The organism is Longimicrobiaceae bacterium, assembly GCA_035696245.1.
Taxonomy (GTDB): Bacteria; Gemmatimonadota; Gemmatimonadetes; order Longimicrobiales; family Longimicrobiaceae; genus DASRQW01.
In genome coordinates this window covers 1-11,323 of record DASRQW010000505.1, presented here as the reverse complement: position 1 = coordinate 11,323, position 11,323 = coordinate 1, and the positions used below count along the sequence as shown (strand labels likewise).

At 68.2% G+C, this 11,323-nt stretch carries 12 protein-coding genes; 11 read left to right on the top strand and 1 reads right to left on the bottom strand.

Annotation, left to right across the window (positions count from 1 at the left end; translation table 11 throughout):
* From xth to VFE05_22580, 11 genes are all read left to right on the top strand, one after another.
* Nucleotides 1–797: exodeoxyribonuclease III (gene xth / locus VFE05_22630; protein ID HET6232890.1), on the top strand; the 797-nt coding region annotated here is incomplete at its 5' end.
* Between the two features lie 404 nt (nucleotides 798–1,201).
* Nucleotides 1,202–1,480, top strand: coding sequence for a DUF4160 domain-containing protein (locus tag VFE05_22625; protein HET6232889.1), 279 nt, complete (start codon nucleotides 1,202–1,204; stop codon nucleotides 1,478–1,480).
* A gap of 14 nt (nucleotides 1,481–1,494) precedes the next feature.
* On the top strand, nucleotides 1,495–2,394 hold the full coding sequence (locus VFE05_22620; protein ID HET6232888.1) for a helix-turn-helix domain-containing protein: 900 nt from the start codon (nucleotides 1,495–1,497) through the stop codon (nucleotides 2,392–2,394).
* Nucleotides 2,395–2,524: 130 nt separating this feature from the next.
* Nucleotides 2,525–3,910, top strand: coding sequence for a tRNA (N6-isopentenyl adenosine(37)-C2)-methylthiotransferase MiaB (gene miaB, locus VFE05_22615; GenBank protein HET6232887.1), 1,386 nt, complete (start codon nucleotides 2,525–2,527; stop codon nucleotides 3,908–3,910).
* A 325-nt stretch (nucleotides 3,911–4,235) separates the two neighbouring features.
* A complete protein-coding gene (locus VFE05_22610; protein ID HET6232886.1) occupies nucleotides 4,236–4,433 on the top strand; it encodes a hypothetical protein in 198 nt (65 codons plus the stop codon).
* Between the two features lie 166 nt (nucleotides 4,434–4,599).
* A complete protein-coding gene (locus tag VFE05_22605; protein ID HET6232885.1) occupies nucleotides 4,600–4,815 on the top strand; it encodes a hypothetical protein in 216 nt (71 codons plus the stop codon).
* 41 nt (nucleotides 4,816–4,856) lie between these two features.
* The gene (locus tag VFE05_22600) at nucleotides 4,857–5,054 is read left to right on the top strand and encodes a hypothetical protein (protein HET6232884.1); all 198 of its coding nucleotides are present in this window, start codon (nucleotides 4,857–4,859) and stop codon (nucleotides 5,052–5,054) included.
* Nucleotides 5,055–5,239: 185 nt separating this feature from the next.
* The gene (locus VFE05_22595; GenBank protein HET6232883.1) at nucleotides 5,240–7,612 is read left to right on the top strand and encodes a DNA internalization-related competence protein ComEC/Rec2; all 2,373 of its coding nucleotides are present in this window, start codon (nucleotides 5,240–5,242) and stop codon (nucleotides 7,610–7,612) included.
* The gene (locus VFE05_22590) at nucleotides 7,609–8,004 is read left to right on the top strand and encodes a DUF4157 domain-containing protein (protein ID HET6232882.1); all 396 of its coding nucleotides are present in this window, start codon (nucleotides 7,609–7,611) and stop codon (nucleotides 8,002–8,004) included. The genes VFE05_22595 and VFE05_22590 overlap by 4 nt, the downstream gene beginning before the upstream one ends.
* Nucleotides 8,001–9,029, top strand: coding sequence for a class 1 fructose-bisphosphatase (fbp, locus tag VFE05_22585; GenBank protein ID HET6232881.1), 1,029 nt, complete (start codon nucleotides 8,001–8,003; stop codon nucleotides 9,027–9,029). The genes VFE05_22590 and fbp overlap by 4 nt, the downstream gene beginning before the upstream one ends.
* Nucleotides 9,030–9,037: 8 nt before the next feature.
* Nucleotides 9,038–9,319 (top strand): DUF3006 domain-containing protein, encoded by a 282-nt coding sequence (locus tag VFE05_22580; protein ID HET6232880.1) that lies wholly within the window; start codon nucleotides 9,038–9,040, stop codon nucleotides 9,317–9,319.
* Between the two features lie 329 nt (nucleotides 9,320–9,648).
* Here the strand turns inward: VFE05_22580 and VFE05_22575 are convergent, their stop codons facing one another.
* Nucleotides 9,649–11,058, bottom strand: coding sequence for a TolC family protein (locus VFE05_22575; protein ID HET6232879.1), 1,410 nt, complete (start codon nucleotides 11,056–11,058; stop codon nucleotides 9,649–9,651).
* Nucleotides 11,059–11,323 lie beyond the last annotated feature (265 nt).

Genomic DNA, 11,323 nt, shown 5'->3' with positions numbered 1-11,323 from the left:
AACGACTGCGACTGATGAAGATCGCCACGTATAACGTGAACGGCGTCAACGGCCGTCTCCCCGTGCTCCTGCGCTGGCTGGACGAGTATGCGCCCGACGTCGTCTGCCTTCAGGAGCTGAAGGCGCCGCAGGAGAAGTTTCCCGAAGCCGCCATCCGCGACGCGGGCTACGGCGCGGTGTGGCACGGGCAGAAGAGCTGGAACGGCGTCGCCATCCTCGCCCGCGGCGCCGAGCCGGAGGAGGTGGGCCGCGGCCTGCCAGGTGATCCGGAAGACGTGCAGAGCCGCTTTATCGAGGCGAGAGTGGGAGGCATCCACGTCGGCTGCCTCTACCTGCCGAACGGCAACCCCGCGCCCGGCCCGAAGTTCGATTACAAGCTCGGCTGGTTCGCCCGGCTGGCGGCGCACGCTGCGGGGCTGCTCGCGAGCGGCGCTCCCGTCGTCCTCGCCGGCGACTACAACGTGATGCCGACCGAGCTGGACGTGTACAAGCCGGAGCGCTGGGTTGACGACGCGCTCTTCCGCCCCGAGGTCCGCGACGCGTTCCACCGCCTCGTCGCGCAGGGATGGACGGACGCGCTCCGCACGCTGCATCCGGACGAGCGGATCTACACGTTCTACGATTACTTCCGGAACGCGTACGGCCGCAACGCCGGGCTCCGCATCGACCATCTGCTCCTGAGCCCCTCGGTCGCTCCCCGCCTCGTCGCCGCGGGCACCGACCACGCCGTCCGCGGCTGGGAGAAGACGAGCGACCACGTCCCCACCTGGATCGAGCTTTCGGACTCCGACGCATAGGGTGCCGTGATGAGATGGTGGGGTGCGGGGAGAATGCAAGCGACGAACGACCATGGACACCGACTGCACGGCCGCCGTTGACCGGACATCGGTTTTCGGGTATCGTCCAATACGTGTCCGGTGTTGTCTTCTGAGTTCAAGTTCCACGAGGCTCCAATGAGCAAGAATCAGCACGTCGTCCCCAGAGGCGGGGAATGGGCCGTACGGGGTGAGGGTAACAGCAGAGACACAGTAAGATTACGAAGCCAGAACGATGCGATCGCTCGTGCGCGAGAGATTGCACGCAATCAAGGTAGCGAGCTGGTCATCCATGGCACCGATGGCCGAATCCGCGAGAAGAGCAGCTACGGGCATGATCCTCATCCACCGAAGGGTTGAGCTCGTCTCCGTGTGCCTCTTTTGCGGTGAGGGGCGTTGTGGGTAGGGTCGACAGTGTCGAGTGGGCTGGATGGCAATGCTGGTTCTGGTCACAGGATCATCGTGAGCCTCATTTCCACGCCAAGTCACCCGGTGAGTGGGAGGTGAGAATCTTCTTTGGAGAAGATCCTCCTTACTACGATGTGCTGTGGCAGGTGAGTAGGATCCCGAAGCGAAAGCTGAAGGATTTTCTTGCGTTGGTCGCTGAAAACCGGCAGGCGCTGTACAAGGAGTGGGAAGTGAAGGTAGAGGTGGTCGATCCATGAGTGGGAGGGGAAGCGTGGACTCATATCATTTCTCGTCCAAGGTTCTGGACTCGCCGGGTATCCCGAATCAGCTACGTAAACTCGGACGCGAGTTTTCCCGGTTGCACGAGGCGAATCCGTCCCCACACACGGGGGTCGTCGTATCCGCGTCAGAAGTGCTCGCCGGAAGGTTCGGTCTGCCGAGGGGGAGCAAGGGGCGAACAACCCGGTATCTGATCGTAAACGATGTACCCGAGGCGCTTCTCTTCCGAGTGGTCTCGGAATTGGAGCTTCGTAAGCCAGACCAGCGAGCGCACCTTACGTCCGATGAGGGGGCCGTTCGCCGGATGCTCGTCTCACTGGCCAGGAAAGAACCCTTCCTGGGCATCGTCGACGCTTACGTTTGGGACCGGTCACTCTACCTCGTTTGCGGTGATCTCACGGTTCGCATCTTCCCGTTACACCGTGTTCCGGGTGTATCCGCCCTTTCCGCTGACGAGCAAGCGGGTTTCGTAATCGACGTGGACGGCTCCTTCCTTCACTGGCCGGATAGCGACATCCATCTGGGCGTCTCACAGATTCTCCAACAAGCGGATCCATCTCACCTGGCGGACGTCGCGATGGCTCGGAACCAGCAGGATCATACCGGTGCTGCGTTGCGCTTGCTCCGGGCTGAACGCGGACTCCGGCAGGCTGACATCCCCGGATTGAGCGAACGACAAGTTAGGAGGCTGGAAGAAGGCATCTCGCGTCTGCGGGTCGAGGCTGCCGAGAAGTTCGCGGCTGCCTTCGGTCTGGAGCTAAGCACTTTCCTGAACGACCTCGCGAGCCGTGCGGGTGCGATGCGTGTGACGTCGCCAGTGCCTCTCTCCAGGAAGAACCCCGAACGTAAGAAAAAAGGAGAGAGACGAACGCCAGCCACTCCGTCGGTTTAGTCGCAAGCTGGCAGTCCGATCATCCGCCTCGTGCGAACCGCGGCGGCGCAGCGGTGTACCGAACCGCTTGCCTCGCGCGCACGTGCCGCGGCCGGCGCTGCTTCGGCATCATCTCCCCTTGATGGACCTCATGGCGCAGAAGAAAGCTTTCATCGAGACGTACGGCTGCCAGATGAACGTCAGCGACAGCGAGCTCATGCACGGCATCCTCGCCGAGCAGGGCTACGTCGCGACCGACACGCCCGACGACGCCGACGTGATCCTGGTGAACACCTGCGCCATCCGCGACCACGCCGAGCAGCGCGTGATCGGCCGCGTGGGGCAGCTCCAGCAGTTCAAGCAGCAGCGGCCGGACGTGGTGATCGGCGTCACGGGCTGCATGGCGCAGCGCCTGGGCGAGAAGCTGCTCACGCAGGCAGGCGGCGTTGATCTGGTGATGGGCGCCGACTCGTACCGCCAACTGCCGGAGAAGCTTGCGCAGCTCCGCCCGTCCGCCGCCGCGCCGTCACGCGCGCTGCCGGTCGTGGGCTTCGGCACGACGCCAGCATCCAAAGGGCTGACGGTGCTGGGCTTCGATCCGCACGAGAACTACGAGGGCGTGGAGGCGCGCCGCACGTCCGGCGTCTCCGCGTGGGTGCCGGTCCAGCGCGGCTGCAACTACCGCTGCACGTACTGCATCGTCCCGTACGTGCGCGGCGACGAGAAGAACCGCGACCCGCAGCAGATCCTGGCCGAGGTGCGACGCCTGGCTGACGAGGGCGTGCCCGAGGTGACGCTGCTGGGCCAGACCGTGAACTCGTACGAGCACGGCGACTGGAACTTCCCGCGCCTGCTGCGCGAGGTGGCGCGCGTGCCGGGCATCCGCCGTGTGCGCTTCACGTCGCCGCATCCCAACGACTTCACCCGCGAGCTGGTGGAGGTGATGGCGACGGAGCCCACCGTCTGCAAGCAGCTCCACCTTCCCGTGCAGTCCGGCAGCAATCGCACACTCAAGCGGATGCTTCGCCGGTACACGGTGGAGGAGTACATGGAGAAGATCGCGTGGGTGCGCGACGCCATCCCCGGCATCGCCCTCTCCACCGACGTGATCGTGGGCTTCCCCGGCGAGACGGAAGAGGAGTACCAGGCGACGCTCGACCTGATGCGCGCCGTGCGCTACGACGACGCGTACCTCTACAAGTACTCGCTGCGCGACGGCACCCCGGCCACCCGCCTGCCCGCCGACCAGTTCGTGCCCGACGAGGTGGGCCAGGCGCGCCTGGAGGGCTTGATCTTGCTGCACCGCGAGATCCAGATGGAGATCAACGCATCCGAGGTCGGCCGCATCGTCGAGGTGCTGGTGGAGAAGGAAGGCCGCCGCGGCGGGCTCCAGGGCCGTACGGAAGGCAACAAGGTGGTGACCTTCGAAGGGCCCGCGGAGATGATCGGCACCTTCACCGAGGTACGCATCACCGGCACCTCCGGCGCGACCTTCGCGGGCGAGATGCTGGAAGCCGCGGTGGGTGCCGTCGCCTGAGCTGGCATCGGTCGGAGGGCTCCGCATCGGCAGACGAAGGGGCGGTTTCGCGAGGAGCCGCCCCTTCGCGCATCCATCGATGGAGGCTTTCTGGTCCGGGGTTGCGCCGCCGCCGCCGAAAGGCTCTTTTGTTGCGTGCGAATGCTCTCATTTCGCGGAGATGTTAGGTACGCCTGATTGCCTGGTTGATTGAGATGGCGCAATCTGTCGGTGGGATGATGGACTTCGGCAGATGTGATTCTCTCCAGGTACGTGATCCGGCCTGCTCCGCTTGGGCGCTCGCATCTCGTACTCACCCCCACCATCTGGAGGAGCCATGAGACTGATGAAGCTCGACGTCAACGCGCTGGAAGTCAGCACTTTCGAGCCGGCAATGCCGGTGAGCTTCACCCCTGCGGCCGCGGCCGCCGCAACGGGGGGAGCGGTGTGCACCCGTGCCGAGCAGAGCTGCGTGTGGGCGTGCTTGCCGACCGAGGCCATCGGCTGCACGCTGCACGGCGAGATGACCTGCGACTGCGCCTGACGCATCGCACGGCGCAGCACGAAGGAGAACGAGGGAGCCGACGGCGGGCTCCCTCGTCGCGTTCTGGAGGGAAGATGCGGAGTGTCGTACGGCGCTGACACTTTTTCGCGGACGGCTCGTAGTGCGCGAAGAAACCGTTCCGACCCTTCGCAAATGGAGAGAGATCATGCCCGGACCCGCCTCTGCCGAAAACGTGATCGCCGCGCTGGCGAGCTTCTTCCTTCCCGGCCTCGGGCAGCTCATCCAGGGCCGCGTCGGCAAGGCGATCTTCATGGTCATCGCCGGCGTGATCCTGTGGGTCATCAGCCTGGGCACGCTGGGATGGATCATCCACATCTGGGCCGCCATCGACGCGGCGCTCTACAAGCCGCGCTACCAGTAGCGTTGGAACGACACGAACGCATGACGAGAGGAGACGACCTTATGCAACGCACCGCGATGTCCGCCGGATCGAGGACGCTGCTGGTCATCGGCCTGCTTGCGATCGGGTCCGGCTGGCTGGTGACGCGGATGGGGATGTTCGGCGGATCGGCGGTGAACGTCCGGGATTTCCTGGTCGGCTTCTCCGTGCCCTGCCTCGTGATCAGCCTGCTGCTCGCCGCCGGCGTGTTCCGCAAGTAGACGGAAGCAGGCCCGAAGTTTCAGGTGAGCCGCCCCGGTGGATTCGTCCGCCGGGGCGGTTCTGCGTTGCATCCGCATTCCGCGGAACCTACCCTGCGGCCCGAAAGGGTTGTGCTCTCCGTCCATTTGCGCTATCCTCTCCGCCGTCCCGCTCCTCCCCATCTGATCCTCTCCCATTTCACGCGATGGACGCGCTCACACTTCCGCTCGTCGCGGCGTTCCTCGCGTTCCTCTGCGGCGTGCTGCCGGGTCTACGTTTCGGCGGTCCGCCGGTCGTCTTCGCGATCTTCGCCGGCGCCGGTCTCATCGCGATGGCCGCGGCGCCAGGCATGCTCGGGAGGAAGCTGGAGGCGAACGCCATCCACAAGTTCCTCCTGGCCTCGCTGGTGCTCGCGGGGGCGGGCATGGGGGCGCAATCGCGGGCGGATGCGGCGGCGGACTGCCGCGCGACGCTGGCGGACGGTGCCAAGCTGACGCTCCGTGGCGCCCTCGCGGCCGACCTGCTGCCCACGCGCGGGCCCGGCGGCAAGGTGCCGACGCTTCCCGTGCGCGTGGAGGACGTGCGGACGCGCCGCGGCCCCGTGGCGCGTTGCGAGGGCGAGCTGCGCGTGAGCCTCCCGCGCGGCACACGGGCGATGCGCGCGGGAACCATGCTGGAGATTCGCGGAGAGTGGGCGAAGATGCAGGCGCCGGTCGTGCCCAGCGCCTGGCCGCGCGACCCGGCCTATGCAGGGCTGATCTTCGCGCGCGAGGTCCGCGTACGCGAGCCGCCGTCGCTCGTCCGCCACCCGCTGCTGGTGATGCGGGGAGCGGTGGAGGCGGAGCTGCACCAGCTCTTCGGACGCAACGGGCCGCTGGCCGACGCGCTGCTGCTCGGCCGCCGCGAGACGCTGGACGCGGGACTGAAGCAGCGCTTCGCGCAGTCCGGGCTGGTGCACCTGCTCGCCATCTCCGGCGGGCACGTGGCGCTGATCGCGGCGGTCCTGCTGGTGCTGGGGCGCGTCGCGCGGGTGCCGCGGCGGGCGGGCGTGTGGCTCACCATAAGCCTGGTCGCGGTCTACCTGGCGGTGATCGGCGCGCCCGCGTCCGCCGTGCGATCCGGGATCATGGTCGCGCTGGCGCTGCTGAGCGTCCTTCTCCAGCGCCCGGCCGCCAAGCTGCCGATGGTGTGCGCCGCCGCCCTCGTCATCCTCGCCGCGGACCCGATGGCGGCGCTCGATGCCGGGTTCCAGCTCAGCTTCGCCGGCGTGCTCGGCATCCTCCTCCTGCGCGGCGCCATGCTCGCGCAGATCCCGAAGTCGTGGCGAAAGGGGAAGGTCCGCCGCCCGCTGGTGGAATCGCTCGTGGTGAGCGTCGCCGCGTTCCTGGCGACGGCCCCGGTCGTCGCATCGCAGTTCGGGCAGGTCGCCCCGATCTCGATCCTCGCGAACCTGCCCGCCATCCCCCTCACCAGCCTCGCGCTCGTGGGCGTGGGCGCCGCGGCGCTGGTGGAGCCCGTGTGCCCGCCGCTCGCACGCCTGCTGGCGGACGGCACCGGCATGGCGCTGGACCTGCTGAACCGCGTCGTGGATTTGGCCGCCGCGGTGCCGTGGGGCCACGCTGAGGTGAGCCCGCCGCAGTGGCCGCTCTGGGCAGCGGTGGCGCTCGTGTGCCTGCTGTCACTCGACCTGGCAGGGGCCTTGCGGCCCCGCGTAAGGTGGGCGGTCGCGCTCTCCGCCGCGTGCTCGGCGTTCCTCGCGTTCCCGGTCTTCGCCGCGGGCGCGGACGACGGGCTGGAGCTGGACTTCATCGACGTGGGCCAGGGGGACGCCATCGCCCTGCGCACGCCGGCCGGCAGGTGGATCCTGGTCGATGCGGGGCCGCGCGACGAGCGCATGGACGCGGGCGAGAAGCGCGTGCTTCCGTTTCTGCGCGCCCGTGGAGTAGAGCGTCTGGAGGCCATCGTCCTCACGCATCCGCACGCGGACCACATCGGCGGTGCGCCGGCGGTGATGCGCGCGCTGCCGGTGGGGCGGCTCATCGAGCCGGGCCTGGCGGTGGGCAGCCCGCTGTACCTGGAGACGCTGGAGACGGCACAGGAGCGCGGCGTGGTGTGGACCGCCGCGCGCCAGGGGCGCACCCTCACCGTGGACGGTGTGCGGCTCGACTTCGTGTGGCCCGCCGCCGAAACGCTTGACGTTGCCACGGATGCGAACGAGATTAGCGCCGTGATACACCTCCGTTACGGGAGCTTCACCGCGCTGCTCACCGGCGATGCCGAGGCGCCGGCCGAGCACGAGATGGTGCGCCGCTACGGCGCCGGGCTGCGCTCGCAGGTGCTCAAGTCCGGTCACCACGGTAGCTCCACCTCGTCGTCCGAAGAGCTGCTGGACGCGGTGCGGCCCGACCTGGCGGTGATCTCCGCGGGGCTGCGGAACCGCTACGGCCACCCCGACCGCGTGATCCTGGACCGCTACGCACGCCGCGGCATTGCGGTCGCGCGCACGGACCGCGGCGGCACCGTCACCGTCCGCGTTCCCGGCGACGGCACGCACGGCTACACGCGTGAGGGCGGATGAGGCTGCTGGGCCGCGTACTCGACCGCGTGCTCGGCCCCGTCGTCCCGCCGCCGGAAGGATTGCCGGCGGATGCGCTGCCTCCGGGCGTGGTCTTCCGCCGCGGCGCGCTGGTCCCCGCCATCGGCGGGGTGATGGGGAAGATGGGCGGGCCGGCCGCGGCGGTTACGCTGGGCCGCACCATCGTGGTCCATCCCACCGTCCCCGTGTCCACCGAGCTGGTCGTGCACGAGCTGACGCACGTGCGGCAGTGGGGCGAGGACCGGCTGTTCCCGGTGAAGTACGCGCTGGAGTCGCTGCGGCGCGGGTATTGGGAGAACCGTTACGAAGTAGAGGCGCGCCGGGCCGAGAGCGGCGCCGCGCCCCAACCATCCCGTTCCGAGAGGTCAGAGTGAGCAGCCGATCCGTGGTCACCATCGAGCGCCACATCATCGAGGCCGAGCGCCAGTTCCCGGAGGCCACGGGCGCGTTCAGCAGCATCCTGTACGACCTGGCGCTGGCGGCCAAGATGATCGCGTACGAGGTGCGGCGCGCCGGCCTGGCCGACGTGCTGGGGATGACGGGCGACGTGAACGTGCAGGGCGAGGAGGTGAAGAAGCTGGACGAGTACGCCAACGAGGTGATCTTCAAGGCGCTCGACCACACCGGGCACCTCTGCGCCATGGCGTCGGAGGAGAACGACGACTTCATCCCCATCCCCGACAAGTTCCCCACCGGCAACTACTGCGTGCTCTTCGACCCGCTCGACGGCTCGTCGAACATCGACGCCAACGTGAGCGTGGGCACGATCTTCTCGGTGCACCGCAAGATCTCGGACCACCCGCGCGGCTGCCTGGACGACTGCCTCCAGCCCGGCACCAAGCAGGTGGCGGCGGGCTACATCGTCTACGGCTCGTCTACGATGCTCGTGTACACCACCGGCAACGGCGTGCACGGCTTCACGCTGGACCCTTCCATCGGTGAGTTCCTGCTCTCGCACCCGCACATGCGCATCCCGCGCGGGGGTGGGCAGCGCATCTACTCGGTGAACGAGGGCAACTACGCGCGCTGGAGCGAGGAGCAGCGGCGCCTGGTGGACCACCTCAAGGGCGCCGACGGCGAGAACGACAAGCCGTTCGCCGCGCGCTACATCGGGTCGCTCGTCGCCGACTTCCACCGGAACCTGCTGTACGGCGGCATGTTTATGTACCCGGCCGACACCAAGAGCCCCAAGGGCAAGCTGCGCCTGCTGTACGAGGCCGCCCCGCTCGCCATGATCGCGGAGCACGCGGGCGGCGCCGCCAGCACCGGCGAGGGCCGCATCATGGAGATCCAGCCCCACGAGCTGCACCAGCGCACCCCGCTCTACATCGGCTCCGCCGAGTACGTGCAGATGGCCGAGCGCTTCCTCGCCGGCGCCGGAGTCGCCGCGCTCGTCTGAGCCTCAAGATGCCGGACGCGCCCGCATCTCCGGACCTGTGGTACGTCGACCGGTTCGAGGGTGACCTGGCCGTGGTGATGCGGGGCACGTTCTCACTGAACGTGCCCCGCATCCGTTTGCCAGCCGAAACGCGCGAGGGCGACCGGCTCCGGCTCGTCGAGTCGGAAGATGCGAATCAACCCGCGCAGTTCGTCATCGACGGCGAAGCGACCGCGGTGGCGGGACGACGCGCGGGAGAGGTGCTTCGGGAGATGCGGAGGCGGGACGATGGTGCGGACGTGGTGATGTGAGTGCCGCGTAGGCGCCGCGTCGCAGAGCAGGTGACGCCGCGCCAAGCAGATCGGATGACGATCGAGGCGGCTCGAAGCATTGAGGCCGCGGCGTCGCCCTGGCGGGTAAACCCGCGGGGCTACAACGGCGCGAAGCCCGCTGTGCGGGCTGCTGCCGCATCATCCAACCGATTTGGAAGCACAAGCTTAGCGGAAACAACAACCCTCTCCCGCTTGCGGGGGAGGATGCGAGCCTAAGCGAGCGGGAGGGGGCGCCTCCGACGCATACACACGAGGGGCGGACTCGCATGAGTCCGCCCCTCGGTTTATCGCCGGTCGTCACCCGCCGCTTACCCCAGCGTCACGTTCGCGGGGTCCAGCTCGCCGGTGTAGTACGTCATCAGCGCCTGCTGGAACACCAGGTTGTAGCGGGCGCTCACGAGGGCGCTGCTGGCCTGGAGCAGCGAGGTGCGCGCCTGCGTCACCTCCACCAGGGTGGCCTTGCCCACCTGGTAGCGCTCCTGCACCGCGGTGAGCGCCTGCGTGGCCGCGCTCTGCTGCGCCTGCGAGGCGCGCAGCCGCTCCTGCGCAGCCGCAAAGTCCAGATACGCACGGCGGATGTCCAACGCGACCTGCTGCTTCTGCGTGTCGAGCTGGATGCGCGCGTTGTCCGCCTGGAGCTGTGCGCGCTGCTCGGCCACCTTGGTGTTGCCGCGGTCGAAGATCGGGATCGAAACGCCCACGCTCACCGAGCCGCCGCGGCGCTGATTGAGCTGGTCCAGGAACGCCGGGTCCGACGCGCTGTTGTACGCGGTGTTGTATCCGGCGGAGACCGACACGGTGGGCAGCCGCCCGCCCTGCGCCTCCTTGATGCCCTGCTCGGCAGCGCCCACGCGCGCCTGCGCAGCCGCCAGGTCCGCGCGCTCGCCCAGCGCGCGGCTCATCAAGCTGTCCAGGCTGAAGCTGCGCGCCGCCGCGCCCTGCTCGTCCACCGCGGGCGCCTGGAAGGCGTAGGTCACGCGCGGGTCCAGCTGCAGCGTCTGCATCAGGTCGACCTTGGCGACCTCCACGTTGCGGCGCGCGTCCACCAGCGAGGCGCGCGCGTTGGCGACGGCGGCCTGCTGGCTGTACAGGTCCGCCACTGGGCGGACGCCGGCGTTCACGAACGCCTGGATCTGGCGGAGCTGCTCTTCTTCGGCGGCCAGGTTCTGCTCCTGCACGCGAAGCTGCTCCTGCTGGTTCACCAGCCCCAGGAAGTCCGACGCGACGGTGAACACCACCGTCTGCCGCGTCCGCGCCAGGTCGGCCGTGCCGGCCTGCTGCTCCAGCCGCGCCCCACGCAGCGCCGAGCCGCGCGACGCGTCGAACACGGTGATGCTGGACGAGACGCCCGCGCTCACCGACTGCGACGCCTGGTCCACCACGGCGCCGTCGCTCGTGTTGAAGCTGCGGCCCACGTTCTCGGCCGTGGAGGTGCTGGCGCGGAAGTCCGGCAGGTACTGGTTCTTCTGCTGCCGCACGTCGGCCGCGTCCAGCGCGGTGGCGTTCTTCGCCAGCAGCACCGAGCTGTTCCGCTGCAAGGCGATGCGGATTGCGTCCTCGAAGGTGATCGTCTGCTGCCCGGCCGCCACCGAAGCCGTAGGAGCGGCGGTCGATGCGGGCTGCCCGGCCGTCTGCGCGGCCAGCGGCGCCGCCGCCAGGATCAGGCCGAGGGCAAGCGCGGCCCGTGTGGATCGATGTGAAAAGCGTGCTTCCGACATGGTCTCCGTCCTCTCGCGATCTCCCGCGTATGCGTTCACCGCGACGGCATCCACCGCCGCGTGATCGTTCTGTTGTCCTAGCGACATTCTCTCATCGAGCGATCGAGGTTCGGCCGCCGAGGTTGCCGTTAGAGTTTGTAAAAGAATAAATGCTTTGTTTGCGGAGCTCTCGCGTGTAGTATTCAGGCCATGGGTCCTACGGTTGATGTACTGCGAACGAAGTATGGACGTCTGGGCCCGGCTCTGACCGAGCGGTCTCGGCGAC

Excerpts from the sequence above, each read along its gene's own strand:
- VFE05_22575 (HET6232879.1), bottom strand. The coding sequence starts at position 11,058 with ATGTCGGAAGCACGCTTTTCACATCGATCCACACGGGCCGCGCTTGCC.
- VFE05_22600 (HET6232884.1), top strand. The coding sequence starts at position 4,857 with ATGCAACGCACCGCGATGTCCGCCGGATCGAGGACGCTGCTGGTCATC.
- VFE05_22590 (HET6232882.1), top strand. The coding sequence starts at position 7,609 with ATGAGGCTGCTGGGCCGCGTACTCGACCGCGTGCTCGGCCCCGTCGTC.
- VFE05_22605 (HET6232885.1), top strand. The coding sequence starts at position 4,600 with ATGCCCGGACCCGCCTCTGCCGAAAACGTGATCGCCGCGCTGGCGAGC.
- VFE05_22580 (HET6232880.1), top strand. The coding sequence starts at position 9,038 with ATGCCGGACGCGCCCGCATCTCCGGACCTGTGGTACGTCGACCGGTTC.
- VFE05_22595 (HET6232883.1), top strand. The coding sequence starts at position 5,240 with ATGGACGCGCTCACACTTCCGCTCGTCGCGGCGTTCCTCGCGTTCCTC.
- VFE05_22610 (HET6232886.1), top strand. The coding sequence starts at position 4,236 with ATGAAGCTCGACGTCAACGCGCTGGAAGTCAGCACTTTCGAGCCGGCA.
- miaB (HET6232887.1), top strand. The coding sequence starts at position 2,525 with ATGGCGCAGAAGAAAGCTTTCATCGAGACGTACGGCTGCCAGATGAAC.